Below are 26,407 nucleotides of genomic sequence, written 5' to 3'. Positions count from 1 at the left end.
GTCCGCAAAATGCGACTAAGGTGCCACTTGCTGCAACAGCAAGCCACAAATATAGGCACCATAAGTGCCTAAACCATAACCTAGCACAGCAAGTAACACACCAACCGGTGCTAACGAAGGATGAAAAGCCGCCGCAACAACAGGGGCAGAAGCCGCACCACCGACATTAGCTTGGCTACCAACAGCCATATAAAACATAGGAGCCTTAATTAACTTTGCTACCACTAACAGTAAACCGGCATGAATAGCCATCCAGACCAGTCCAACTAAAAACATATGCGGGTAATCAAGTATCGCAGTAATATCCATATGCATGCCAATAGTAGCAACTAGAATATATAAAAACGCAGAGCCTATTTTCGACGCACCGGCAGCCTCTAAGTTACGAGCCTTAGTTAAAGACAAGATTAAACCCACAGTAGTAGCAATAACCACTAGCCAGAAAAAACTACTTGTTAAGCTATACATTGCTAGCTGAGGAGCGACCTGTTCTATCCAAGGTGCAATAATATCAGCCATTGCATGTGATAAACCTACCACACCAAAAGCTACTGCAACTATAAGCATAATGTCTGTTAGGCTTGGGATCCGCGAGTTTTCAGCTTGGTACTTTTCTATTTTTTCACGTAAAAATTTAATGCCGCTAGTATCAGCACCATTAGCTTTATCAAAGAAATCTGCTCTACTGGCAATCCAAAGCAAAACCGCCATCCAAATATTAGCCACAATAACATCGACAGTAATCATGACAGAGAAAATATCACCTTGAACTTCAAACACTTCTTTCATTGCTGCTTGGTTTGCGCCACCACCTATCCAGCTGCCGGCAATTGTTGTCATGCCACGCCAAACATCGCCACCTAACTCTTGTGGAAAAATGGTTCCCATAAGTGTTAATGCGATAGGACCACCAATAATAATACCTAATGTTCCGGTTAAGAACATAATTAATGCCTTAGGACCAAGCCCAAGTATTGCTTTAAAATCAACGCTTAAGGTTAAAAGCACTAAGCTAGCCGGTAATAAATAACGCGAAGCAACTTTATATAAAGCAGACCCTTCGCCATCAATAATGCCAAAACTGTTAAACAAGGAGGGAATAAAATAACATAACAGCAATGCCGGAATATATTTGTAAAAGGCTTTACAGTAACGGTTTTCACTATGGCTAGTATAGAAAACGACGCCTAAAATAGTTGCTAATATCCCTAAGACAACGGCATCATTAGTAATTAAAACAGCACTTTCTTGCATAAGAGACCTTGTTCAAGTTGACACGTTATTATATTAATTTCGTCAAAATAGCACAGCTTCAAGTTAGCACAAAGCAGACCCCATCATTTTGCCCTGTTTTGCGACGCTTATGCGACAGTTTGCTGGCAGTACAAAACAGCACTAAGGTAGCTTGTTGCTGCCTTAAGCTGTAAATTAATTTTCTTTATCGTCAAACATGGCATAGTCTTTTCTCTAGCTATAATGCTTAAGCAAGTTATGCTGGCGACACTGATATTAGCAACGTAGTAAGGAGTATTTTATGGCTTTTCAATATATCGACACCCCTATAGGGGTAATAGGTATTTCTGCGTCTGCACACGCTGTCACGTCAGTTAGCTTTATTGAGACTTCAGAACAAGAAGTTAATATAGTCCAGCCTTCACCTTTGACCGAACTGGCAGCAAAACAACTCAATGCTTACTTCGCAAGAGAGCTAAAACAGTTCACCTTGCCCCTAGCCCCTGTTGGCACAGTTTTTCAACAAGGTGTTTGGCAACAACTAAGACGTATTCCCTATGCCACAACATGCAGTTATACCGCTATTGCACAGTTAATTAAACAACCTAAAGCTGTACGTGCTGTGGGGGCGGCAAACGGTCGCAACCCAATAGCTATTATTGTTCCTTGTCATCGTGTTATTGGTGCTAATGGCAAGCTTACAGGTTACGCCGGTGGCTTAGAAAGAAAAGCCTGGTTGCTTAAACACGAACAGCACCAAAAAGGTGCTGTTCTGTTATAACCACGGCTTTAGCGTTTTATTAAAACTGGTAAGAAACACCAAAGCGAAATTCATTTTTCACGTCATTACTGTTTAAAGCAATATTACTGCGAACTGCCCAATCTGGGCTGAAAAAATAAGCAATACCACCACTTAAACTAGCATGATTATCATAAATTGAGTGATAACTAGCTTCTGTGTATAACTCAACTTGGGGTGTTAATGGATGACGTACACCTACACCACCATAAGCTCCGGTTTCGTCACCATCTTTAAATTCTGTTTCTAAACCAGCTAACACATAGGTTTGGCTTCTTGGTGAAAAATCTAAGCGAAAACTGGTTAAATATTTTACACCAGCTTGTAAAATATTAACGTCATAACTATTTTTTGACAGTGCAGAGAAACGACCATCAATAACCCAGTTATTATCTAAACGCATAGAACCCTCAATATAGGGGCCGTCAACATTTGCATCAGTATAACCTGTACCTACGTAGTCCCAACGAATATCAGCCATGGCTGAGGCGGTAAATGCGCTAGCGAATAAAGCAGAAAATAATATTGATTTTTTCATCATTAAAACTCCTTGGGTTAAGGCTTAATTAGATTTCGCTGTTGGCAAAATTAAGCCTAAAGTCAATTTAATATCTGCACTATAGCCAGCGCAGATTAACGGCAACTGAACTTTAAACATGGAAAAATCGAGATTTTATAGCGCTAGCACTTTATACTAGCCATTTTTAATAAAGAGAGCACAGCATGCAATTGATCGGTATTATTGGCGCGATGGAGCAAGAGGTAACTTTACTTCGCCAGCAATTATCAGGTTTAGATACTACAACTCTTGGTAACTACACTTTTTACACAGGTGGCTTAAATGGCTGCAATGTTGTGCTAGTGCAATCGGGTATAGGGAAAGTCGCTAGCACCGTCGCCACCACGTTAATGATCCAACACTTTAAACCAGCTGCTATTATAAACACGGGCTCTGCCGGTGGCTTTGATCCCGAGCTTAATGTCGGCGATATAGTAATCAGCAATGAGGTTCGTCATCACGATGTCGATGTGACTGCTTTTGGCTACGAAATAGGTCAAGTACCGCAAATGCCGGCAGCTTATAAGGCACACTTAGGTTTAGTCAGTGCTGCAGAACAAAGCATTAACAGTTTAGGTTTTTGTCAAACTAAAAAAGGCCTTATTACCACAGGTGATAGCTTTATCTGTGACCCTAAGCGCATAGCGCTAATGCGCCAGCAATTTCCAACTATGTTAGCCGTTGAGATGGAAGGCGCTGCAATTGCTCAAACTTGTCATATGCTTAATACTCCTTTTGTAGTTATCCGTAGTTTAAGTGATATTGCCGGTAAAGAGTCACCACAGTCTTTTGAAGCCTATTTAGAAGTAGCCTCTAAAAACAGCTCTGCCATGGTACAACAATTATTAAGCCGTTTAGCGACTCTTAGTCTCTAATATGGAATGGCTGGCAACATTACCTATAGATCCTTTGCTAATCCTAGCGGTTATAGTCGCTTCTTGGCTATTTCCGCTACCTGAGGCCTACCATCCTCTTAACTTATTTCGTTTTTTTGCTAAGCAGTTGGCTAAGAAAGTTAATCCGGATCTAAGTCGCAGCACCCAACAACAACTTATTTCCGGTAGTCTAGCCGTTTTTGTTGCTATATTGCCTATTTGGCTGCTGTTTTATGCCTTATACCAGTTTTCAGAATTACCTTGGCTATTAGATGCACTTATTCTTTATGGTTGCTTAGATTGGCGCCGGCAAACTAAAGCTGCAACTAAAGTAGGCTCTCTGTTACAAGGACAACAGCTTTCTTTAGCGAAACAACAGGCCGCAACCATTCTTTTGCGTGACACAAAACCGCTTAACGAGATGGGTGTAAGTAAGGCAGTAATTGAAAGTTTAGTGCTACACAGTAGTAAACTTTTTTTAGCCTGTTTAGGCTACTTTATGCTTGGTGGTGGGCTTGCTGTACTAGCTTATCGGTTACTGCAAGAGCTACAACGGCAATGGAATCCAAAATGTCAGCATTATATTAATTTTGGTCAGCCAGCATCAGCTATAGCCAATCTCACTTCTGCACCGGCATCTCTATTTTCCGCTTGCCTTCTCGCTTTGCAATATGGCTTAGTTAACAGCTATAAAAAATGTCAACAGCACCGTCAATTTTTTAATCGAGGCAGCTTCTACTTACTATCTTGCGCCAGCGAAGCATTACAATGTGATTTAGGTGGCCCAGCCTATTATGGCAATATAAAATTAGCAAGAATGCGATTTAATGCTAAACATCCGCCAATTGCTGCCGATATAGCAAAAGCAATGCGTCAGCTACATTTTTTACATTTTTATTTTTTTCTACTTGTTTGTGCTGTTGGCTTACTCAATTATCTGTGGTTATATTAACATTCATCACTCTAGTAGATTGTGCTAAGAAGAGCTGTCGATAACTGGACAAAGTTAATCTTAACCAGTATATGTTGAATTTAAAATCAGATTAGCGCTACGACAATTCAGACTAGGCTATGCATGATAGGGGTATTAGTGAAATATTTGCGTTTTATAGTCTTTGCAGTGTCTTATGCAGCACTTTTTGTTGTTTACTCCTCTGCAGCTACACCACTATTAAGAGCATTGACACCAGATCAAGGCTTGTCACAAGGCTCTATTCGCGACCTATTAATTGATGATCAAGGTTTTCTTTGGCTTGCCACTAATGCCGGCATTAACCGCTATGATAGTAATAAAGTTTTACAGCCTAAAGCAGTTAATTATTCGCTTAACGAGATGGCCTTTTCTACCGTCATTCAAGATTCACAACAACAAATATGGGCGGCTACAGATCAAAATGGTATCTATCGTTTTGATTCCGAACTAGCAGAGTTTGAATTAGCGGTTCGACAACAGCAGCTAACCGACACTCCTGATATTTCACGAACTATTTCTCTAGTTGAGTACGATGACAAACATATTTTAGCGTTAGTGGATGATAGCTTATATCTTGTTTCTACTGATCATGTTAACCCTGAAGATGCTAGAATTAAAAAACTATTCAGTTTAACCGATCAAGGTATTAAAAATGGTTGGTTACGCAATAGCTATGTCTATAAAAGCAATATCTTCATTGCAAGCTTTCGTGGTGTTTATTATCTTGATATGGCAACCGATGAAGTTACCCTCATACCTCACTTAACTACAGCTTTGTTAAACAAGGACGCTAGCAGACACAACGAACAACGTCACGTAAAGTATTTAAATGTGCAACACAAACGATTATGGGTTGGCACTGTTGATGGTTTATACAGCATAGATATTGATGATATACAGCACTATCTGCAGTATAAAACACCTTATACACCAAAGCTTAATCTTGAAAATTATAATATTTGGCAAATCATCTGGCAGCAAGATAAAGCCCTTATGGCAACAAATGAAGGCATAGTTGAATACACTTTAGCCACAGGTGAAACTCGTCATGCCTTACAGTTAACTCAAAGTAACCATAGCTTATACGATGATAATATAGTAGATATTGTAGCCGATGATTATGGTGGTTTTTGGTTAGCTAGTCGTGATGATGGCGCTTATTACTGGCACAGCCGAGGACAAGCCTTTACCAACATTTCTAGAGCAGCTAATACAGCATATAGTTTAAGTAATGAAAAAGTATATTCGATTGCCGCAGTATCTAACAAGGATTTATGGGTTGGCACTAGTAATGGGTTAAATCATATTGATTTAACCAACAAAAAAGTTAGTCAGTACCTATTAAATACTGATCTTAAAGCCATACAGCATGGTAGTTATTTTCATAAAATATTTCCTGCAAACGATAATAAAAATCTCTGGTTAGTGACCAGTGATGGACTTGGTTATTTTGATACTTCAAGCTATCAGCTTTCTCCTGCGCCTAGTTTATCTAATCATGATGCTCAAGTTTTAGCACAAGCAAGATATTACTTTTATAAGCATAAAGATCTGTTATATTTCTCTGATAGCCAACAATTTTACCGTTATAACTTAGCGACTGCTGAATTAGTGGCACTACCGAGTATATCTAAAGTAATCGATCCGGCTAATTATGGTGCTTTTCTAGGCTCTATAAATAATAATGAACAACTACTGGTATCTGATGCCGACCAACTTTGGTTATATGACACTCGAAGCAAAACCATAGAATTGGTTTATCAACATCAACCCTATAGGCCACATTTAGGCCGTAGTGCTGAATCGATGATAATTGAAAACAATACTATTTGGGTTGGTTTCGTAGGGCTAGGAGTTTTAGGCTTTGATGCCACTAACTTAGACTTAACCCACAACGTAGATAGCACTAAATCACAAAATATTGCTTATGACTTACAGCTCGATAGCAGTGGCCATATTTGGTTTTCATCTCATCAAGGCTTGTCGCGTTTAAATCCAAAACAACTCTATACAGAGCATTTTACTAAAGCCGATGGTTTACTGTCGCATGAATATAATAGCGGTGCTGCCACATCACTGGCCGATGGCCGCTTAGTATACGGCAGCATGCACGGCATCACTATTGTTAATCCACAAGCCTTAGATGTTGAAGAACAGCAGCCTAAAATTATTATTACCTCTTTATCCACTCAAACGGGTGAAAGCATTGATATCGAAGGCAACTTAAATCAGCGGAAATTTAAATTATCACACCAGGATTTAGGCATAGAATTGCAGTTTAGCAGTATGAACTTTCGTGATGCGCATAAAATGCAGTATCATTTTTGGTTAGAGGGTAAGCAGTCTTTAAGTTTTCCGATTCAAAACCAAAATAAAGTTAATTTTCCGCAACTTAGTCCTGGCGACTATATTTTTAATGTAGCCGCTGTCTCACCAACTAACGGTAGAGAGAGTAAAGCGGCACAACTATTTTTAACAATAAAACCAGCGCCTTGGCTATCAAACTGGGCATTGGCCTGTTACACAATAATTCTACTCGCTATTGCTTATATCATTATCCATACTCGTTTAAAGCAACACAGGTTTGTCAAGCAAGCGCACGCCAGAATTGCAGAGAGTGAGCAACGCTTACAACAAGCTTTAGCAACAGTAGATAGTGGTGTTTGGGAATGGCGAGCCAGTAATGAGCAAATATATGCATCTAAAGTTCTATCGATATTAGGCTATCCAGAACATAAAACCACATTAACTATCGCTCAACATAAACAATTAATTCATCCTGATGATCTAGATGGCTTCATTTTAGCTTGGAAGCGTTTTTTACAGCAACCTGATATGGGATTTGATCACAGCTATAGACTTCAACATAATGACGGACGCTGGTTCTGGTTTAGGGTTATGGGCAAAGCCGTTAGATTTGAACACAATAATCATATAGAACAAGTGTTAGGCACCTTTTCTAATATTACAGAAACGCGCGCCACCTCAGAAAAGGCCCGTTTATTTGGTGAAGCATTTCAGCAAACCCGTGACTGGGTTGTTATTATGGACCACCAACAGCGACTAGTAGCCGCTAATCAGTCCTTTGGTAACGCCTTTGGTAATAAAGAACAACATTTAACCACTCCTAAACCACATCATTTAGGTATTAGCTTAAGCCGCCGCCGTTATTATACTAATTTGTTGAAAAAACTAAGTGTTGGTGAGCATTGGCAAGGCGAAGAAATGGTTATTACGCCAGATGGGCGTGAAAGACCTACTCTAATAAATGTCAGTGTCGTGGGCGATCAGCCAGATAAACCGTTTTATGTTTTAGTTTTTACCGATATAACAGAGCAAAAGCTGGCTGAAGCGGAACTGCGCTACTTAGCTAATTACGACGCATTAACCGGTTTACCTAACCGCGCTTTATTAATGGATCGTATTTATCACGGCATTGATCATGCTAAACGTAATAAAAAGTCTATCACTTTATGTTTTATTGATTTAGATCGATTTAAACAAATTAATGATTCTTTAGGCCATGATATTGGTGATTTATTATTAAAAGAGGTTTCTCGTCGTTTAACCTTAAGCCTACGCGAAAGTGATAGTGTGTCTAGATTAGGTGGTGATGAGTTTGTCGTTTTATTAGAAGACTATAAAAACGAAGACAACATTAGCCATGTTGCTCGTAAAATATTATCTGTCATTAGCGAACCTATGTTGCTAGGAAGCCATACTGTTGGTGTTTCACCAAGTATTGGTATTGCGCTTTACCCGCAAGATGCCTTAACCGCTAATGAGCTTCTAAAGCATGCTGATGTTGCTATGTATCATGCTAAAGCGGCTGGCAGAAACAATTTTCAATTCTTTACTCCTGAAATGAATGAAAAAGCGCATATGCAGTTAGCGCGAGAAACTCAGCTTCGCCAAGGTATACAGCAGGATGAGTTTTTTAATGTGTATCAACCTATTATTGATAACAATAACAGGCAGGTTGTAGGGGCAGAAGTGTTATTGCGCTGGCGAACAGCTGAAGGAATGAAGTCACCTGCTGAGTTTATTCCACTTGCAGAAGAGTTGAGATTAATTATCAATATGACTCAACGCCTATTAGAGCGAGCTTTAGCTGATTTAAAACATTGGCACAACCAAGGTCATAAAATTTACTTATCCGTTAATTTATCGACCCAGCATTTAGAGCAGCCGGCTTTAGCTGAGCATACCCGTTTATTATTAGAGAAATATAATATATCAGCCAAATATCTTTGCTATGAGGTAACAGAAAGCGCCTTAATGCGCGATCATGAAAGCGCAATTAAAACCATGCAAGCTTTAAGCGACTTAGGCATTAAGCTCGCTTTAGATGATTTTGGCACAGGCTATTCATCTTTAAAATACTTAAAAGAATTACCTATTGACGGCATTAAAATTGATCGTAGCTTTGTCAAAGACATTGGCATTGATGTTAACGACGAAACTATCATTGAAGCCATTTTAAGCATGGCTTCAAGCTTGGGCATGTACTGCATTGCTGAAGGCGTAGAAACAGAGCCACAACTGGCCTTTTTCAGCCAACGAAACTGCTCTTTGATCCAAGGTTTTTTATTTTCTAAACCTATGGCATCAGACGATTTATTACAGTTTTTACAACTTGATACCATTGCATAAATAGCTAAGCGGTTTATTGCAGCCCCTAACTGCTGCAATAAACCACTTTAGCTCTGTTATACTACGCTGCCTTTTCATACTATCTTGGAGTAACACCTTGCCCCCCTTAGTCAGCGGTGCCTTACTATTATTATTAGCCGAGGCCTGTTTTGCCGGTATTGGTGCTCTTGTTAAGTTTACTACCGGAACCGCCTCCGAAGCCCAAGTGGTTTTTTTCCGTAATTTTTTCGCGCTCTTGCTTATGCTGCCGTTTTTATATCGGCATGGTTTTAGCCTATTGAAAACCCAACGTTGGTATCTTCACTTAGCACGCTCTATTACCGGCATTATCTCTATGTATTGCTTTTTTTATGTTTTAGCTAGAATGCCTCTGGCCCAAGGGATGTTAGTTTTATTAATTTCACCTTTTATCGTGCCGCTAATAGCTTACTTCTGGTTGAAAGAGCGCCCTAGCCGGTTAACCCTGTTTAGTATTGGCTTAGGCTTTGTCGGTGTCGTACTTGCCTTGCCGGTAGTTGAGCATGATGTTACAGCTATTGTGTTAGTTGCCCTAGCCTCGGCGTTTTTAGTTGCTGTCACGAAAACCACGATTCGCTATATGTCTGATACCGAGCCCGCGGTGCGCATTGTTTTTTATTTTTCACTATTAACGGCCATTATATCTGTGCTCCCCCTGCCATTTTACTGGCAGCCACTAACCGCCACGGTATGGTATGCCTTTGCTGGCATGGGACTGCTTGCCGCTATTGGTCAATTAGCCATGACCCGCGCCTATGCCATAGCGCCTGCAAGTGATATTGGTATCTGGACTTATAGTAGCGTTATTTTTGCAGGCTTTTTTGGCTATATTTTTTGGCAAGAGCCCGTCACTATGAGCTGGCTATTAGGCGTTATTATTATTTTTTACGCGGGTTATATTAGTACTCGTCAACGATTACTTTAAATACAGTCTGCGCAATCGCTGGTAACCCTGAGCTGAACAGGATAAAATACCAGCCATTTATTTTATGTAACAATACAGGTAACAACGCACGATGGGCAAAAAACTGCACATTAAAACTTGGGGCTGTCAGATGAACGAATACGATTCATCTAAAATGGCCGATCTCTTAGACTCAACACATGGCTTTGTTCTAACAGAAGAAGCTGAAGATGCAGATATTATTTTGCTGAATACCTGCTCTATTCGTGAGAAAGCACAGGAGAAGGTTTTCCACCAATTAGGACGTTGGCGGCCACTTAAAGAAAAGAACCCTAATCTAGTAATAGGTGTCGGTGGCTGTGTTGCCTCTCAAGAAGGTGCCGCTATTCGTGAGCGTGCACCTTATGTTGACATCGTTTTTGGTCCGCAAACCTTACACCGTTTACCAGAAATGATTAATGCTGTGCAGGGTTCCAAGTCACCTGTTGTTGATGTCTCTTTCCCTGAAATTGAAAAGTTCGATCGCTTACCTGAGCCTAAAGCTAATGGCGTAACCGCCTTTGTTTCAATTATGGAAGGCTGCTCAAAATACTGTACTTTCTGTGTTGTCCCTTATACTCGCGGTGAAGAAGTTAGCCGCCCTTTAGATGACGTATTATTTGAAGTCGCCCAACTTGCCGAGCAAGGTGTACGTGAAGTTAATTTATTAGGCCAAAACGTCAATGGCTACCGTGGCGAAACGCATGATGGCCAAATTTGTCACTTTTCAGAGCTATTACGTTTAGTCGCCGCTATTGATGGCATTGACCGTATTCGTTATACCACGTCACATCCGGTTGAATTTACCGACGATATCATTGAAGTTTATCGTGATGTACCTGAATTGGTTGATCATTTGCATTTACCCGTACAGTCTGGCTCTGATCGTATTTTAAACTTAATGAAACGTGGCCATACGGCAATTGAATATAAGTCGCAAATACGTAAATTAAAGAAAATACGGCCTAACTTAAGTATGTCTTCAGACTTTATTATCGGCTTCCCAGGTGAAGATGATGCCGATTTTGAAGCCACTATGGACTTAATTAAAGCCATTGATTTTGATATGAGCTTTAGCTTTATTTATAGCGCTAGACCTGGCACACCTGCAGCAGACTTACCTGACGATGTACCAGAGGCAGCTAAAAAGCAGCGGCTTTACATTTTACAAGACAGAATTAACCAACAAGCACTTAAAATTGCTAGAAACATGCTAGGCACCGAGCAACGCGTACTTGTAGAAGGGCCTTCGAAGAAGAATATTATGGAGCTAACCGGCCGCACAGAAAATAACCGCGTGGTTAATTTTGAAGGTTCTCCCAATATGATTGGTCAGCTAGTTGACGTTAAAATTACCGACGTTTTTAGCAACTCGCTGCGTGGTGAGTTAGTGCGCACTGAAGCCGATATGGGCTTACGTCGTGATACAACTCCTCAACAAATATTGGCGAAACAAAAAGCGATGACCGATGCCACCAATGAACTTGGTGTTGCAACCTTTGTTCCTTAACTTAATCAGGAACAGCATTTGCTGTTCCGTTTCTTTTTGAGAGCTAACTTTGACTCTAACTACTCACAGCGAAGAATTAACCTTAACCCCCGCAGATAACCAGCGACTAACCTCTTTATGTGGCCCCTTTGACGATAACTTAAAACATATTGAACGCCGTTTATTAGTGCAAATTAGTTATCGCGATAACCTTATCAAAGTCACAGGTCCTGAAGAAAACACCTCTGCTGCTATTGATATTTTACGTCAGTTATATGCCCAGACCGCGTTATTAGAGCAAACAGCCTTAACGCCTGAACAAGTGCATTTAACCATCAATGAAAATTATGATATTAGTTATCAGCAAGATACCCCTGAACCGCAGCATTTTAGTTTAAAAACTAAAAAAGGCTTAATAAAACCCCGTAATCCTAACCAAGCGAGCTATGTCAGCAATGTGCTAAGTCATGATGTTTGCTTTGGTATCGGTCCTGCAGGTACAGGTAAAACCTATTTAGCCGTAGCCTGTGCAGTAGATGCACTAGAGCGCGATCATGTTAAACGTATTATTTTAACTCGACCTGCTGTCGAAGCCGGAGAAAAGTTAGGCTTTTTACCCGGTGATTTAGCGCAAAAAGTCGACCCCTATTTACGTCCTCTATACGATGCGCTGTTTGAGATGTTAGGGTTTGAAAAGGTAGAAAAGCTATTAGAGCGTGGCATTATTGAAATTGCCCCTTTAGCCTATATGCGTGGCCGTACTCTAAATGATGCATTTATTATTTTAGATGAAAGCCAAAACACCACTATGGAACAAATGAAAATGTTCCTAACCCGGATTGGTTTTAGCTCTAAAGCGGTGATTACCGGAGATATTACTCAAGTGGATTTGCCACGAGGTCAGTACTCGGGTTTAAAACATGCAATAGACGTATTAGCCCATGTTGAGGGGATTAGCTTAAATTACTTTAATGCTAAAGATGTTGTACGTCATCCTGTTGTTCAAAGTATTGTTATGGCTTATGAAGCGCATGAAGCAGCAAAGTTAGCCGAAACAGCAAGCAAAGAGAGCAAGCAAACTAAATGAGCATTACCTTAGACTTGCAATTAGCTTCAAGCCTAGAAAATTTGCCCACAGCAGCTCAGTTCCAGCTTTGGCTTGAAACGGCTATTTTACCGTTTCAAGCAGAAGCTGAAGTGACAGTGCGTATTGTCGATAACGCTGAAAGCCAACAGCTTAATAAACAATATCGTGGTAAAGATAAGCCAACTAATGTGCTTAGTTTTCCTTTTCAATGTCCGCCTGGATTAGAATTACCCCTGTTAGGTGATTTAGTAATAAGTGCACCTGTTGTTGCAGCCGAAGCTAAGGAGCAAGGAAAAAGCCTAACGGCACATTGGGCACATATGATCATACACGGAAGCTTGCATTTACTTGGTTTTGACCATATAAATGATGCTGATGCACAAGAGATGGAATCAGAAGAAATCCAACTCCTGCAACAGCTTGGCTTTACCAACCCCTATTTGTTGGATAATGAATAGTTTCTTTAACTTGTTTGGAGCACCAGTTCACTGATGAGTGACGATAACCCCCACTCTAGTCGCGGTTCTGCCGGTAAATCATGGCTAGAGCGTATTGCTAGTATTTTTACCGCAGAGCCCCAAGATATTTCAGACTTACAAGACATCATTGCAGAAGCAGAAGTCCGTAATTTAATAGATAACGATACCAAAGGCATGCTGGATGGTGTATTAGATGTATCTAATATGCGAGCGCGCGATATTATGATCCCGCGTTCACAAATGGCGACTGTCGATATCGACCATAGCATAGAGCAATTACTACCTATCTTAAACGAGAATAATCACAGCCGGTATCCAATAGTTAATGAGGACAAAGATCATATTGAAGGAATCTTGTTGGTTAAAGATATACTGCAATATACGTTAGATCCGAATAAATCAGATTGGAACTTACGTGACCTATTACGCCCTGCTGTTATTATTCCAGAAAGCAAACGGGTAGATGCACTATTAAAAGAGTTCAGGCAAAAGCGCTACCATATGGCTATTGTGGTTGATGAGTATGGCGGTGTATCCGGTTTAGTGACCATTGAAGATATTTTAGAGCAGATTGTCGGCGAAATAGAAGACGAACACGACTTAGAAGAAGAGCATGATATTAAGCGTATGGCTTCTCATGTTTTTAAAGTGAGTGCTTTAACGCCAGTTGATGAATTTAATGACACCTTCGAAACCAGTTTTGATGAAGAGGATGCCGATACCATAGGCGGTATAGTGTTACACGCTTTTGGCCATATGCCAGAAAAAGGCGAAAGCATAGAACTGCAAGGTTTAACCTTTAAAGTAAGTAAATCTAATAGCCGCCGCTTAGTTCAGCTACAAGTCACTTGTGCTCGAGAAACCAATAGTGAAGAAGAGTCATAATATTGCTAAAAGTTAACACACCTCTTATTCGATGCTTGTTACTTATAATCAGTGGCGGTGTTAACACTTTCGCATTTGCTCCTTATACCTTGTGGTGGTTACCCATCTTCAGCTTAGCAGTATTGGTCTGGTGTGTGCAGCATGCTAGCAACTATCGCCAAGCTAGCTACTATGGTTTTAGCTATGGTTTAGGCTGGTTTGGCGTAGGCATCAGCTGGGTGCATGTCAGCATAGCTGACTTCGGAGGATTACCTCTTATTGGTAGCCTTAGCTTAATGCTCATGTTAGTGAGCTACTTAGCTTTGTTTCCGGCCTTTGCCGCTTGGCTTATAGCCCGATTCAACGTCGCTAATTACACGCCTTTACTGGTGGCGGCTAGCTGGACACTAGCTGAGTGGATACGTAGTTGGCTACTTACAGGCTTTCCATGGTTATCTTTAGGTTATAGCCAAACAAGTGCTGGCTTACAGCCATTTGCTCCTCTTATTGGCGAAACAGGCATTAGTTTTTTATTAGCCTTTTCAGCCGCCGCCTTGGCCCAGGTTTTTACTTTATCTAAACAGGGTACTGCAACAACTTTATCCCGGTATGGCTATATTATTATCGCAGGTCTGTTATTTGTTATAACCCCTTTTTTAGGGGCTTTTAAGGGCTGGCAACAAAGCGATAAAACGGTCTCAGTACTATTAGTTCAGGGTAATATTCAGCAAGCTCTGCGCTGGCAACCTGAGCAAGAGTGGCCGACTATGCTTAAGTATTTAGATCTAACCCGACCGCACTTTGATGCTGATATTGTGATCTGGCCTGAAGCGGCTATCCCGGCACTCGAACCCTTAGCAGAAGCCTATTTAGATAACTTAAATCGCTCAGCTTTTTATCAAAATAGTGCCGTTATCAGTGGCATACTTGATTACAACTTTAAAACGACTGAAGCCTGGAATAATTTAATTGTGCTGGGTAAACGCAATACTGAATCTACAGCTGGCGATTATCAGTATGGTCATGCTAATCGCTATAGTAAACATCACTTATTACCCATTGGTGAATTTGTTCCTTTTGAAAACTGGTTGCGTACTCTAGCCCCCATTTTTGACCTGCCCATGAGCTCATTTAGTCGTGGCCGTTATATCCAACCTAACCTTGTTGCGAAAGATCACCATCTGCTTCCGGCTATTTGCTTTGAAATTGCTTTTCCGCAGCAAATAGCCGCTAACTTCACAAAAGAAACAGATATTTTATTAACCGTCAGTAATGATGCTTGGTTTGGTGACAGTATTGGCCCGCAACAACATTTACAAATAGCCCAAATGCGCGCTTTAGAATTTGGTAGGCCCTTATTACGCGCAACAAATACCGGCGTTACCGCAATCATTAATGCAAGTGGCCAGATCCAACAGCGTGCCGCTCAATTTGAAGCGACGGTTATAAAAGATAGCATTAACCTAACAAAAGGTACGACACCTTACCTACAATGGCGAGACTGGCCACTGCGTATTAGTTGTGGTTTTATTTTTATTTTCATTTTATTTCATCGTTGGCGCCAAACTAACTTGTTAACACCAGGCACTAAGGTAGACTAAAGGTATCTACAACGTCTCGGAGCTTCTGATGACGCTTTTACAAAAAATGAGTAGAACCCTACAACGCCGCCGTAATACTACTTGGCATTCTATGGGTTATGAGATCCATGTTCGTAAAGAAACCGCTGCCGACTGGGCTAATGTAGCCGCCTTAACAAAAACCGTTTTTAACACCCAAGAAGAAGCTAAACTCAACGACAAATTACGCCAACAAACTCAAGACTATGTGTCATTAGTTGCCGAACAACATGGCAATATCGTCGGCCATATTATGTTTTCACCTGTGCACCTAGCAAGTCGGCCAGATATAAAGATGATGACTTTAGCACCTATGGTAGTCTCTGCAGGATTACAAAAACATGGTATTGGCTCAGCACTGGTTCGAGCTGGATTAGAAGCCTGTTATCAAAAAAGTATTGATGCGGTGGTTGTGTTAGGCCATGCCAGTTATTACCCTAAGTTTGGCTTTACGCCAGCCAGTCGCTTTAATATTAGCAGCCCCTGGCAAGTGCCTGATGAAGTGTTTATGTTATTAGAGTTAACACCAGACATAATGAAGCAAGCCAGTGGCACAGTACAGTATCTACCTGCATTTGAACAAGTATAAAGCCTAAGCTTGTTACTTAAGCTTTACCTATGCTGGATAATATTTAAAGGTTAAAGGCTTAGTCGTCTAAACTGCCATTGACGATTTCGGCTATTTGCTCTAAGCGTGCTAATACTTTGCCGTTTACCGATCGTTTTGGATAAACACCTCGTTTATTCGCTACACCAACGTCTAAGCCCGTTAACAGCGCCAGCGCTTCATCTACCGTTTGCACAACATAAATATGGAATTGCTGTTGCTGCACCGCATTAATCACATCTTCATTCAATACTAAATTAATGTGGTTGCTTGCGGGTATAATTACGCCTTGTTCACCGGTTAAGCCACGTGTTTGACATAAACGAAAATAGCCCTCAATTTTTTCATTCACACCACCAATTGCTTGCACTTGTCCATGCTGATTAATTGAACCTGTCACCGCCAAGCTTTGCTTTAAAGGAATATCAGTAATTGCCGAAAGCAAGACACAAATTTCAGCTAAAGCGGCACTATCGCCATCAATATGGCCATAAGATTGCTCCATGGCTATATTGGCGGATAAGGTCAGGGCAAAATTACGTGCATACTTAGCACCTAAATAGCCAGTAAGTAATAGCACGCCTTTTGAATGAATTGCTTTGCCTAATTCAACTTCTCGCTCAATATCGACAACACCACTAGAGCCAGCAAACACCGTAGCACTAATACGCGCTGGCGTGCCAAAAGCGGTATCGCCTATTTCTAAAACGGTTAAGCCATTTACCTTACCTACGGCAACCCCGCTAGTATCAATTAAAATTTGGCCCTCTTGAATATCTTCTAAGAAACTTTCGCTGATCCGCCCTGTACGATATTGCTTGCCCTGCAAGGCTTGGTGCACATGTTCTGCAGTAAGGGTTTTATGCTGTTGCTGATTAGCGTAAAAACAGGCTTCTCTTACTAATTCGAGTACATCAGCGAAACGGGCTGATAACTTATGTTGATGCTCGGCTTGGCGAAAACTAAAGTTAAGTAGCTGGGTCAAGCCACAACGACTTAACTCAGTAATTTGTAATTGCTCCATTTGCTGCTTAATTTGCAACGTCATATTACTAACCGTTTGCTCTGTAAAGGGTAAATAATATTCAAAGTCTGCTAATACCCGAAACAGCTCATTAAACTCCTCGTCAACATCTTGAATTAAATAATATAAATCTCGTGAGCCTAGCAGCACCACTTTAACGTTTAATGGGATCGCTTTGGGCGTAATAATGGTTGAATTTGTTACCGCCTGATCACTTAAGGTATCAATAAGTAATTCGCCAGATTTTAAAGCTTGCTTTAAAGCATCCCATACAGCAGGTTGAGTTAAAAGTCGGTCTGCATCAAGAATAAGATAACCGCCATTAGCACGATGTAAGGCCCCTGGACGGATCATCCGAGAATTGGTATAAAGTGAGTTCCCCGCAGAGCTATATTCAACTCGACCAAATAAATTACCATAACTCGGGTTGGGTTCAAAAATAATCGGCGCACCCGACATTTGCTCATAATGTACTAAAACATTAGGCACAAACTCTTCAATAAAAAACTCGCGGTTATCGCTTTCTTCCTGTTTGTCACCATCTGACTCATCAGGTAAGAACTCAAGCACGGCCTTTATTAAATGACTGCGCATTTCTCTTATATAACGCTGCACGCCAAGCTGAGTGGCATAGTCATGCTCTAACTGTTTTAGCATTGGTTTAATGGCTTGCTCTATGGTTTCTTTGCGTAACTCTCGTTGTTGTTCAGATAGCTCTCGCTTCCACTTTGGTAGCTCAAGCAACTGCTCATGTAAAATAGTTTCAAGCTCTGTCACCATGTCATAAAAATGCTGGCGTTGCTGCTCAGATAAGTTAGCCGATTCTTGATCATTGACCGGCTTACCATCAATAATGGGTGAGAAGCCTACCGCGCCATTATCTTCAATTAGTAATACCTGTTTAGTTAGGGCTTCTTTCTCCACTAAGGCGATGGCTTTATCATATTTTTGGTCAAAATCTCTCGCAATGGCTTTTTTCTTTCTCTGAAACCCTGGGTTATCAAAGGCCGCAGGAAAAGTACCTAATAAGTCATCAATCAAGGTTTCTAATTTCTTCACTAACTTTTTGCCTTCACCTGGTGGCATACGCAAAATGTTAGGCACTCTTTCATCTTCAAAGTTATTTAAATAACACCATTCATCGGGGGTTGGCTTTTTAGCTGCTGCTTGCTTTAAGCTATCGTCAACTAAAGTAAATCGGCCCAAAGCAGGCTCACCCATCACATATAAGTTATAGCCTGGCATATCCATACCAATAGCAAAACTTAATGCAGTTTTAGCGCGTTCTTGGCCTATAAAGCCAGCCGTTGACTGGGTATTAGTTAAGGCTTGCGAAATTAAGGCTTGCTCAAATTGTGGCGCCAGCTGTGACGGCGACAGTGGGTGTACGGTGTTGGTCATGTATTACCTTAAAGTTAACAAGGGTTTCTAATAGCTATACTAACAAAAAGCCTCAGTACTGTGCTGTGCTATTTCAGCAAATAATTAAAGAATCGACCATTTAAGCCGATATAAATTATATCCTAGCGAATAAATGAGCATTGTTATGAGCGAAACTAACCGTTTACAAAAAATACGCAACCTTGGCGTACGCTTGCAAGAGTTAGACTTAGTCGCCATAGCGCCCAATAAATCTTATGCTGCCACAGCATTAAACTTTCTATTTGCTGTGCATAAATTAGAGCGGCCTTCAGGTATGCCACTTGAGCCTAGCCTATGCGCCTTAGGCCAAGCCATTATTCGCAGCAAGCAGATCCGTTTCAGTCATCTAGATGCCGATGCAGTTATTGATTTTTTTTGCCGACAATACCGAGTGCATTAATTTAGCTAGCTGCTGAAATATTTTCTTGCTACTGCCGTTCTATGATCCTAAAGCCATACTATAATTTAGGATCATCATGTTTTGCTCTACTCATTCCAAAAACACTGTAGCCATAGCTAGCCTATTAAACAGCGCTATTTTCCGTCTCTTTTATCGTTTAAACCTACGTTTTTATTGTTAAATTAATAATGAATAACAGCAAAACATGTTCTTTAGCTCTAAATAACGTTAGGCTAGATCCAATTAACCACCGCCCTTTGCAAGTGAGCATGCCAGCATCAAACTATGTTAGTGCAAAAACAGCGAAGCTAGCTGCTGTTTTAGGTATAAAAAAAACGAAACAACGCCGTTACGAGCAACTGGTGCAGCAGCATCATGCCGACTTATATCGCTATGCCTACTGGTTATGTAAAGATCCTGATATCGCGAAAGATATAGTGCAAGAAACCTATCTTCGGGCATGGAAAAACTTAGACAGTCTAGTAGATCCTAATGCGGCTAAAGCCTGGCTATTCACCATTTTAAGGCGTGAAAATGCCCGTCGCTTTGAACGCAAACAATTTAATTATGATGACGAAGCAGAGCAAGACAACTTAATCGATACAACACAGCTTAGCGCAGCACAAAGTTATGATAACGATAAACTAAGAGAAAAAATGGCACTACTGCCTATGGAATTTCGTGAGCCTTTATTGCTACAAGTGCTAGCCGGCTTTAGTAGCGATGAGATTGCTCAGCTACTGGCATTAAATGTTAATACCGTAAACACCCGTTTATTTCGAGCTCGCAATAAATTACGCAGCCTACTTTGTTCTACCCTGTCACAGGAGAACGGTTATGAATAATACCGAGCTATATCAGTTGGTACTAGAAAACCCGCAGGCTGAAACCGCTGAAATCATTGCGAAAATGCACAGTGATGCCAAGTTTAAGCAGTTTGTATTAAAACAACGCCTACAACAGCAACAACTTGAACAAGCCCTACGCATTAGCCCACCGGCTGAGTTACAAGCCCAATTGCTAAAATTGCCACAACAGACCAAAACAACTCACGGTTGGCTATCTAACTTAGCCATAGCGGCCTCTATTGCCTTTTTAGCATTAAGCAGCACAATCCTTTATAACCAATTTAGCCAGCAAGATTTAGCAAACCATATCCTAGCTCATGTCCATTTTGAACAAGAGCGGCTAGACCGCCATTTAGTTAATCAGCCTTTAGCTGAGGTTAATGCAAAATTAGCGAGCTTTAATATGAGCTTAGAAGATTGGCCCGAACAAATTCTCTACGCTCAATATTGTAACTTTAAAGGCATACGCTCACTGCATTTAGCCGTTAAAACTGCTTCTGGCTATGCCACTGTGTTTATTATGCCAAAAGAAGCTAAGCTAAAGTTCACCAGCCACTTTTCTGATCTAGACTATCAAGGCTTAGCCTTAACAATGCAAGCGGCAAACTTAGTGATTGTTAGTCAGCAAGCAGAAGATCTCAAGGTGTTACCCGGGAAGTTATTAGCAAATTTACGCACTAATGCGTAAGTTTGCTGTTATTTCTATACGCTAGGTGCATCGTAATCAGCAGGTTCATCGCTATAGACACAAACATTCCAATCAGCCGCTAAGCCATCATCTGCAGCGCAGTATTTAGCAAAAAACTGTTTAATTTCCTCACGCTGGCAATGCGCTTCAAAGCTAGCCATATCAGCCCAAATCTCATTAAAAGCGATAGGGAAACTGCTTCCCGGTGCAAAGTCACTTTTGATCTGACGTGTCACACGGTACTGTAAACAGCCATCCTCACGTAGCGTATTAGGCTCTAAACTTTGTAGCACTTTAAATAAAGCCGCTTCTTGGCCCGATTTTGGCAAAAACTGCGCTATACAATATATTTTCTTCGACATCTTGCTCTCCAATTAAAACCGCCTATCGCCCTAGACGGTTTAATTAATCTTATTCAGTGCGGCTATAGTTTCACTAAGATACAAAATACTTAGCATTTAGCCACAAGTGTGTCGCCACACTAGCGGCATAACCTAATAAAATAACAGGTGCCCATTTTAAATGGCCCATAAAGGTATAGTAGCCTCGTGCTTGGCCCATTAACGCAACACCTGCTGCAGAGCCTATAGATAATAAACTACCGCCAACACCGGCCGTTAAGGTTATTAATAACCATTGGCCATGCGACATAGCCGGCTCCATGGTTAATACTGCAAACATCACTGGAATATTATCCACCACAGAAGACATTAGCCCCAGAACTACGTTAGCTAAAGTCGCATTACCACTGCCGTATAAGCTAGTGGATAAAAGCTCTAAATAACCAATGTAACCTAAGCCTCCAACACACATAACTACGCCATAGAAAAATAACAGCGTATCCCACTCGGCACGAGCAACTCGACTGAACACATCAAATGGCACCACTTGGCCTAATGAACGTAACCGCTCTTCATCACCTACTCTTTCAGCCATCGCCTTTTTACGGGCCAAAGAACCTGGCAAACTCACCCGCAAGAAATAACCAAAAAATTGCAAATAGCCTAAGCCGGTCATCATGCCTAATACCGGCGGTAAATCTAGCCATGAATGACAAACAACAGCGGAGGCAATAGTAAATAAAAACAAGGTTAAAATACGTAAGGCACCACGTTTTAACTCAACATCTTCTTGTACTGCTGCCGGAAAACGGTTTTCAACAAACAGGCTCATAATAAGTGCCGGCACTAAATAGTTAACAACCGATGGAATAAATAAGCTAAAGAACTCATTAAAGCTAACAATACCGGCTTGCCATACCATTAGGGTGGTAATATCACCAAAAGGAATAAAAGCACCACCGGCATTAGCTGCGATAACAATATTGACACAAGTTAGGTTAATAAACCGCTTATCGCCTTCTGCAACTTTCATTACTACCGCACACATCAACATAGCGGTTGTCATATTATTGGCAAACGAAGAAATGATAAACGCTAAAACACCACTTATCCAAAACAGGCTGCGATAGCTAAAGCCTTTACGAATCATCCATGCCCGCAAGGCATCAAATAAACGGCGCTCTTCTAACGCATTGATATATGTCATCGCAACTAATAAAAACAGCATTAACTCAGAGAACTCTAACAAGGTATGGCGAAACGCCTCTGCTGCCACACCTGGCAAACCGGCTTGCATATATTGCCAAGCTATTAATACCCAGATAATACCTGCAGCAACTAGCACCGGTTTTGATTTTCGTAGATGAATCTTTTCTTCTGCCATCACCAACATATAGGCTAAGAAGAATAAGGCTAAAGAAATAATACCAATGGCAGAACTAGTGAGATTTAAACTTCCCGTCGCAGCAAATGCTGCAGGTGAAAAAACCAAACACAGCATTAGGTACAGCCAAGATTGTTTCACATGAGTATCCTCAGAGTTAACTAAAAAAAGCGCCCGACTAGGCGGGCGCTATTATAAAACATCTGAATCAGAATACTCAGATTAGTTAATACTTTTTAACTAAAATAATGACTATTTAACCAAAGGTGGGTAAATATACTCGCGATATAACCCAATGCGATTACCGGTGCCCATTTTAAATGGCCTATAAAGGTATAAGCGCCACGAGCTTGGCCCATTAACGCAACGCCTGCTGCTGAGCCTATAGATAGTAAACTACCGCCCACACCTGCGGTTAACGTAATTAATAGCCAATGGCCATGCGACATTTCAGGTTGCATTGTTAACACCGCAAACATCACTGGAATATTATCCACAACAGCAGAAATTACCCCTAAAGCCACGTTAGCTAAGGTGGGATCCCACTGGGTATATAGTAGATCAGACATCATGGCTAAATAGCCCATAAAGCCTAAACCACCCACACACATAACCACACCGTAGAAAAACAATAAGGTGTCCCATTCGGCACGAGCTACACGGTTAAAGACATCAAATGGCACGACTTGACCTAATGAACGTAATCGTTCTTCATCGCCAACCCGCTCAGCCATCGCTCTTTTACGGGCTAAGGAACCCGGTAAGCTAACACGCAAGAAATAACCAAAGAACTGTAAATAGCCTAAACCTGTCATCATGCCCAGAACCGGTGGTAAGTGCAGTACGGTATGAAAAGCAACCGCCGTCGCTATAGTGAATAAAAATAATGTTACTATGCGCAAAGCGCCTCGTTTTAATTCAATATTATCAACAACACCCGTTGGCTTACGGTTCTCAATAAAGTAGCTCATAATAAGTGCTGGTACTAAGTAGTTAACAGCAGAAGGGACAAATAAGGCTAAGAACTCAGCAAAATTTAACATGCCAGCCTGCCATACCATTAAGGTTGTGATATCACCAAAGGGGCTAAAGGCACCACCGGCATTGGCCGCTATAACGATATTAATACAACATAGATTAATAAACTTTTTATCATCCTCGGCCACTTTCATAACCACAGCGCACATTAATAGAGCCGTTGTTAAGTTATCTGCAATAGGAGAAATAAAGAAAGACAGGATACCCGTTAACCAAAATAACTGCCTGTAGCTAAAGCCTTTACGTACCATCCAGCTACGTAATACATCAAATAAACGTCGTTCTTCTAAGGCATTGATATAGGTCATTGCCACCAGCAAAAACAACATTAGCTCAGCAAACTCTAATAAAGTATGCCTAAACGCTGCCTCAGACTGCTCTGGAAAACCGGCTTGTACATACTGCCAGCCAATCATGGCCCAAATTAAGCCTGCCGCCACTAAAACGGGCTTAGATTTACGCAGATGAATTTTCTCTTCTGCCATAACTAAAGCATAAGCAACAACAAAAATAACTAAGGCAACAATGCCAGTTAAGCTTGCCGTTAAATCCATCGAACCAACAGCAGCATTAGCCGCTGGTGAAAAACAACACATAAAAACGAGTAACGCAAAAAAAATTTTGTGGGTGTTCATAACTAAAACTATACCTTGTGGCCTAAATTAAGCGCCTAAAATACCAAAATAAATTAGACCAAAAATTATCTTAGAATAAGTAATGAACACTTTGCATTACAAATCATGCCTGTTGTTGTGCTACCAACAATAAATTGTCTAATACGCGAGTGGCCATAAGCGCCCATCACCATCATGTCAATATGATGCTGTTGCTGGTATTCGTTTAATACTTCTTCCGGATCACCATCAACAATAGCGCTTTGGGTTGTAAAGCCGGCTTGCTCTAACTGCAAGGTTGCAGCTGCGATAAGATGGCGATTAGCTTCACTTTCTTCACCCGCCATAACAATATGCACCGGTAGGCCAGCTGCAAATGCACTATTCGCTAAGGTACTTAAGCATTTTTCAGCTGTGGCGCTGCCATCAAAAGCCAGCATGACTTTTTTAGGTTCAATAAAACGCTGTTGAGTAAGTAAAATAGGGGTACTAATGCTGCGAATAACCCGCTCAACATGTAAACCAATATGGCCATGCTCTTCAGCACTACTAAAGCCGCGCTTGCCCATAACAACTAGCTTACTTCTATCGGCCATACAAGCTAAGGTTTCAACTAGCTGGCCATGACGTAACAGCTGCTCTACATCGGTTACACCGGCTTGTAATGCACGCTCTTTAGCGGCATCTAAAATATGCCGACCGCGCTCCATGGCTAACTTGCCATGCTTTTCATCTAGCTCGGCTAATTGTTGCAATAAAAGCTCTTGCGAGCCCAAACCTATGCTGCCGCTGAGATCTGGCGTCTGCGTATGCAAGGCTTTGTCTAACACATGGATCACCGACATAGCCGCTTGCAGCTTTTTCGCCGCCCAAACAGCGTAGTCACAGGTTGCTTCAGCATAAGGAGAAGCGTCAATACAGGCCATAATTCTTTTTGTCATTGTTTTGCTCCTGCAAACGTATTAATGCTCAATTAATTTAGTTATATCATCCGGTTGATTATGCACTGCAAATTTATCTACTAAGGTTGCACTGGCTTCATTTAAGCCAATCAACTCGACTTCTGTCCCTTCGCGACGGAATTTAAGCACCACCTTATCTAAAGAACTTATCGCGGTAATGTCCCAAAAGTGCGCCTGGCTTAAGTCTATGGTGACTTTCTCAATGGCTTCTTTAAAATCAAAGCCCGCTACAAACTGTTCAGCAGAGGTGAAAAAAACTTGGCCAAACACTTGGTACTTGCGCTGTTGTTTATCGGCTGAAAGCTCAGAACTAATCGATAAAATTTGGCCCACTTTACTAGCAAAGAATAACGCGCTTAATAACACCCCAACAAAAACCCCATAAGCTAAATTATGCGTAAACACCGTTACTAAAACAGTCGCTATCATAACAATGCTGGAGCTAGCTGGATTGGTTTTGATATCTTTTACCGATGACCAGCTAAAAGTACCAATAGACACCATAATCATAATAGCCACCAAAGCCGCCATTGGGATCATGCCCACCCAGCTATCTAAAAACACCACCATAATTAATAAAAACAAACCGGCCAATAAGGTAGATAAACGTGTTCTACCACCTGATTTTACGTTAATCACCGACTGACCAATCATGGCACAGCCTGCCATACCACCAATTAAACCAGAGCCTATATTAGCCACACCTTGGCCGACACATTCACGGTTTTTATTACTGTTGGTATCGGTTAAGTCATCAACAATAGTTGCTGTCATTAACGACTCTAAAATACCCACTACCGCTAAAGCTAAGGCATAAGGCAGAATAATTTTTAGCGTCTCTAAATTTAACGGCACCTCAGGCCATAAAAATACCGGTAACGTATCTGGCAGCTCACCCATATCGGCTACAGTACGAATATCCATACCAAAATACAGCGCTATTGACGTTAGCACTATGATGCAGATTAACGGCGAAGGTATTTTTTTAGTGATATAGGGAAATAAATAAATAATCAGTAAGCCTAATGCCGTCATACCATAAACCATAGTACTACCATGCTGGCCCACTAACTCTGGCATTTGCGCCATAAAAATCAAAATAGCTAAAGCATTAACAAAGCCTGTTACGACAGAACGAGAAACAAAACGCATAAGATCGCCAAGCTTAAAAATCCCGAACACCACTTGAATAACACCGGTTAACAATGTCGCTGCTAATAAATATTGCAAGCCATGTTCACGCACTAAGGTAACCATCACTAACGCCATAGCGCCAGTTGCTGCCGAGATCATCGCTGGGCGGCCACCCGCAAAAGCAGTAATAACCGCAATACAAAATGACGCATACAAGCCCACTTTAGGATCTACGCCGGCAATAATTGAAAAGGCAATCGCTTCTGGAATTAGCGCTAAAGCGACAACTAAAGCAGCAAGAACGTCACCGCGCAGGTTTGAGAACCAATGTTGTTGTAAATAATTGAGCATCAT

The 26,407-nt window shown here is 41.1% G+C and carries 22 protein-coding genes; 14 read left to right on the top strand and 8 right to left on the bottom strand.

Annotated elements, in window-relative coordinates; translation table 11 throughout:
- Positions 1-15 precede the first annotated feature (15 nt).
- Positions 16-1,254 carry a DUF819 domain-containing protein gene (locus ACRCA4_RS06615; RefSeq protein WP_433185898.1) on the bottom strand — a complete coding sequence of 413 codons (1,239 nt, stop codon included), beginning with the start codon at positions 1,252-1,254 and terminating at the stop codon, positions 16-18.
- 280 nt (positions 1,255-1,534) lie between these two features.
- Between ACRCA4_RS06615 and ACRCA4_RS06610 the strand changes: the two genes are divergently transcribed.
- Complete coding sequence (locus ACRCA4_RS06610; RefSeq protein WP_433185895.1) at positions 1,535-2,014, top strand: methylated-DNA--[protein]-cysteine S-methyltransferase; 480 nt, start codon at positions 1,535-1,537, stop codon at positions 2,012-2,014.
- A gap of 19 nt (positions 2,015-2,033) precedes the next feature.
- On the opposite strand, the gene ACRCA4_RS06605 is transcribed toward ACRCA4_RS06610, so the two are convergent.
- The gene (locus ACRCA4_RS06605; RefSeq protein ID WP_433185892.1) at positions 2,034-2,573 is read right to left on the bottom strand and encodes an outer membrane beta-barrel protein; all 540 of its coding nucleotides are present in this window, start codon (positions 2,571-2,573) and stop codon (positions 2,034-2,036) included.
- Between the two features lie 182 nt (positions 2,574-2,755).
- On the opposite strand from ACRCA4_RS06605, the gene mtnN reads away from it, so the two are divergent.
- From mtnN to ACRCA4_RS06555, 10 genes are all read left to right on the top strand, one after another.
- Entirely contained in the window at positions 2,756-3,466 is a 711-nt protein-coding gene (mtnN, locus tag ACRCA4_RS06600; protein WP_433185889.1) for a 5'-methylthioadenosine/S-adenosylhomocysteine nucleosidase, read from the top strand.
- Position 3,467: 1 nt separating this feature from the next.
- A complete protein-coding gene (locus ACRCA4_RS06595) occupies positions 3,468-4,418 on the top strand; it encodes a cobalamin biosynthesis protein CobD/CbiB (protein ID WP_433185886.1) in 951 nt (316 codons plus the stop codon).
- Between the two features lie 138 nt (positions 4,419-4,556).
- Positions 4,557-9,092: an EAL domain-containing protein gene (locus ACRCA4_RS06590; protein ID WP_433185883.1), complete on the top strand. Its 4,536-nt coding sequence runs from the start codon at positions 4,557-4,559 to the stop codon at positions 9,090-9,092.
- Between the two features lie 97 nt (positions 9,093-9,189).
- On the top strand, positions 9,190-10,035 hold the full coding sequence (locus ACRCA4_RS06585; protein WP_433185880.1) for a DMT family transporter: 846 nt from the start codon (positions 9,190-9,192) through the stop codon (positions 10,033-10,035).
- 91 nt (positions 10,036-10,126) lie between these two features.
- Positions 10,127-11,563 carry a tRNA (N6-isopentenyl adenosine(37)-C2)-methylthiotransferase MiaB gene (gene miaB / locus ACRCA4_RS06580; RefSeq protein WP_433185877.1) on the top strand — a complete coding sequence of 479 codons (1,437 nt, stop codon included), beginning with the start codon at positions 10,127-10,129 and terminating at the stop codon, positions 11,561-11,563.
- 49 nt (positions 11,564-11,612) lie between these two features.
- Positions 11,613-12,629: a PhoH family protein gene (locus ACRCA4_RS06575; RefSeq protein WP_433185874.1), complete on the top strand. Its 1,017-nt coding sequence runs from the start codon at positions 11,613-11,615 to the stop codon at positions 12,627-12,629.
- Complete coding sequence (gene ybeY / locus ACRCA4_RS06570) at positions 12,626-13,087, top strand: rRNA maturation RNase YbeY (RefSeq protein WP_433185871.1); 462 nt, start codon at positions 12,626-12,628, stop codon at positions 13,085-13,087. The genes ACRCA4_RS06575 and ybeY overlap by 4 nt, the downstream gene beginning before the upstream one ends.
- 33 nt (positions 13,088-13,120) lie before the next feature.
- On the top strand, positions 13,121-13,993 hold the full coding sequence (locus ACRCA4_RS06565; protein WP_433185868.1) for an HlyC/CorC family transporter: 873 nt from the start codon (positions 13,121-13,123) through the stop codon (positions 13,991-13,993).
- A 2-nt stretch (positions 13,994-13,995) separates the two neighbouring features.
- On the top strand, positions 13,996-15,573 hold the full coding sequence (gene lnt, locus ACRCA4_RS06560) for an apolipoprotein N-acyltransferase (protein WP_433185865.1): 1,578 nt from the start codon (positions 13,996-13,998) through the stop codon (positions 15,571-15,573).
- A gap of 28 nt (positions 15,574-15,601) precedes the next feature.
- Positions 15,602-16,180 carry a GNAT family N-acetyltransferase gene (locus ACRCA4_RS06555; RefSeq protein ID WP_433185862.1) on the top strand — a complete coding sequence of 193 codons (579 nt, stop codon included), beginning with the start codon at positions 15,602-15,604 and terminating at the stop codon, positions 16,178-16,180.
- Between the two features lie 58 nt (positions 16,181-16,238).
- Here ACRCA4_RS06555 and ACRCA4_RS06550 read toward each other — a convergent pair whose 3' ends face one another.
- Positions 16,239-18,623, bottom strand: coding sequence for a Lon protease family protein (locus ACRCA4_RS06550; protein ID WP_433185859.1), 2,385 nt, complete (start codon positions 18,621-18,623; stop codon positions 16,239-16,241).
- 145 nt (positions 18,624-18,768) lie between these two features.
- Between ACRCA4_RS06550 and ACRCA4_RS06545 the strand changes: the two genes are divergently transcribed.
- The 3 genes from ACRCA4_RS06545 to ACRCA4_RS06535 all read left to right on the top strand — a co-directional run bounded on the left by ACRCA4_RS06545 (position 18,769) and on the right by ACRCA4_RS06535 (position 20,580).
- Positions 18,769-19,044 (top strand): hypothetical protein, encoded by a 276-nt coding sequence (locus ACRCA4_RS06545; RefSeq protein ID WP_433185856.1) that lies wholly within the window; start codon positions 18,769-18,771, stop codon positions 19,042-19,044.
- Positions 19,045-19,313: 269 nt separating this feature from the next.
- Positions 19,314-19,889, top strand: coding sequence for a sigma-70 family RNA polymerase sigma factor (locus ACRCA4_RS06540; protein WP_433185853.1), 576 nt, complete (start codon positions 19,314-19,316; stop codon positions 19,887-19,889).
- Entirely contained in the window at positions 19,882-20,580 is a 699-nt protein-coding gene (locus ACRCA4_RS06535) for a DUF3379 family protein (RefSeq protein ID WP_433185851.1), read from the top strand. The genes ACRCA4_RS06540 and ACRCA4_RS06535 overlap by 8 nt, the downstream gene beginning before the upstream one ends.
- 14 nt (positions 20,581-20,594) lie before the next feature.
- On the opposite strand, the gene ACRCA4_RS06530 is transcribed toward ACRCA4_RS06535, so the two are convergent.
- The 5 genes from ACRCA4_RS06530 to ACRCA4_RS06510 all read right to left on the bottom strand — a co-directional run bounded on the left by ACRCA4_RS06530 (position 20,595) and on the right by ACRCA4_RS06510 (position 26,404).
- On the bottom strand, positions 20,595-20,942 hold the full coding sequence (locus ACRCA4_RS06530; RefSeq protein WP_433185848.1) for a putative quinol monooxygenase: 348 nt from the start codon (positions 20,940-20,942) through the stop codon (positions 20,595-20,597).
- A 73-nt stretch (positions 20,943-21,015) separates the two neighbouring features.
- Complete coding sequence (gene nhaD / locus ACRCA4_RS06525; RefSeq protein ID WP_433186018.1) at positions 21,016-22,422, bottom strand: sodium:proton antiporter NhaD; 1,407 nt, start codon at positions 22,420-22,422, stop codon at positions 21,016-21,018.
- Positions 22,423-22,541: 119 nt separating this feature from the next.
- Positions 22,542-23,978 carry a sodium:proton antiporter NhaD gene (gene nhaD / locus ACRCA4_RS06520; RefSeq protein WP_433185845.1) on the bottom strand — a complete coding sequence of 479 codons (1,437 nt, stop codon included), beginning with the start codon at positions 23,976-23,978 and terminating at the stop codon, positions 22,542-22,544.
- 65 nt (positions 23,979-24,043) lie between these two features.
- On the bottom strand, positions 24,044-24,898 hold the full coding sequence (locus ACRCA4_RS06515) for a universal stress protein (protein ID WP_433185842.1): 855 nt from the start codon (positions 24,896-24,898) through the stop codon (positions 24,044-24,046).
- Between the two features lie 21 nt (positions 24,899-24,919).
- The gene (locus ACRCA4_RS06510) at positions 24,920-26,404 is read right to left on the bottom strand and encodes a SulP family inorganic anion transporter (RefSeq protein WP_433186015.1); all 1,485 of its coding nucleotides are present in this window, start codon (positions 26,402-26,404) and stop codon (positions 24,920-24,922) included.
- Positions 26,405-26,407: the final 3 nt, after the last annotated feature.

It is taken from the genome of Rheinheimera sp. WS51, from assembly GCF_050936095.1.
Lineage (GTDB): Bacteria > Pseudomonadota > Gammaproteobacteria > Enterobacterales > Alteromonadaceae > Alishewanella.
The sequence above is the reverse complement of the archived record's forward strand: the minus strand, read 5'-3'. Positions and strand labels throughout refer to the sequence as shown.

What these genes read in the sequence shown, in the direction of transcription:
- ACRCA4_RS06615 (WP_433185898.1), bottom strand. Translation starts at nt 1,254, where the DNA reads ATGCAAGAAAGTGCTGTTTTAATTACTAATGATGCCGTTGTCTTAGGG.
- ACRCA4_RS06610 (WP_433185895.1), top strand. Translation starts at nt 1,535, where the DNA reads ATGGCTTTTCAATATATCGACACCCCTATAGGGGTAATAGGTATTTCT.
- ACRCA4_RS06605 (WP_433185892.1), bottom strand. Translation starts at nt 2,573, where the DNA reads ATGATGAAAAAATCAATATTATTTTCTGCTTTATTCGCTAGCGCATTT.
- mtnN (WP_433185889.1), top strand. Translation starts at nt 2,756, where the DNA reads ATGCAATTGATCGGTATTATTGGCGCGATGGAGCAAGAGGTAACTTTA.
- ACRCA4_RS06595 (WP_433185886.1), top strand. Translation starts at nt 3,468, where the DNA reads ATGGAATGGCTGGCAACATTACCTATAGATCCTTTGCTAATCCTAGCG.
- miaB (WP_433185877.1), top strand. Translation starts at nt 10,127, where the DNA reads ATGGGCAAAAAACTGCACATTAAAACTTGGGGCTGTCAGATGAACGAA.
- ybeY (WP_433185871.1), top strand. Translation starts at nt 12,626, where the DNA reads ATGAGCATTACCTTAGACTTGCAATTAGCTTCAAGCCTAGAAAATTTG.
- ACRCA4_RS06565 (WP_433185868.1), top strand. Translation starts at nt 13,121, where the DNA reads ATGAGTGACGATAACCCCCACTCTAGTCGCGGTTCTGCCGGTAAATCA.
- ACRCA4_RS06555 (WP_433185862.1), top strand. Translation starts at nt 15,602, where the DNA reads ATGACGCTTTTACAAAAAATGAGTAGAACCCTACAACGCCGCCGTAAT.
- ACRCA4_RS06550 (WP_433185859.1), bottom strand. Translation starts at nt 18,623, where the DNA reads ATGACCAACACCGTACACCCACTGTCGCCGTCACAGCTGGCGCCACAA.
- ACRCA4_RS06545 (WP_433185856.1), top strand. Translation starts at nt 18,769, where the DNA reads ATGAGCGAAACTAACCGTTTACAAAAAATACGCAACCTTGGCGTACGC.
- ACRCA4_RS06540 (WP_433185853.1), top strand. Translation starts at nt 19,314, where the DNA reads ATGCCAGCATCAAACTATGTTAGTGCAAAAACAGCGAAGCTAGCTGCT.
- ACRCA4_RS06535 (WP_433185851.1), top strand. Translation starts at nt 19,882, where the DNA reads ATGAATAATACCGAGCTATATCAGTTGGTACTAGAAAACCCGCAGGCT.
- ACRCA4_RS06530 (WP_433185848.1), bottom strand. Translation starts at nt 20,942, where the DNA reads ATGTCGAAGAAAATATATTGTATAGCGCAGTTTTTGCCAAAATCGGGC.
- nhaD (WP_433186018.1), bottom strand. Translation starts at nt 22,422, where the DNA reads ATGCTGTGTTTGGTTTTTTCACCTGCAGCATTTGCTGCGACGGGAAGT.
- nhaD (WP_433185845.1), bottom strand. Translation starts at nt 23,978, where the DNA reads ATGAACACCCACAAAATTTTTTTTGCGTTACTCGTTTTTATGTGTTGT.
- ACRCA4_RS06515 (WP_433185842.1), bottom strand. Translation starts at nt 24,898, where the DNA reads ATGACAAAAAGAATTATGGCCTGTATTGACGCTTCTCCTTATGCTGAA.
- ACRCA4_RS06510 (WP_433186015.1), bottom strand. Translation starts at nt 26,404, where the DNA reads ATGCTCAATTATTTACAACAACATTGGTTCTCAAACCTGCGCGGTGAC.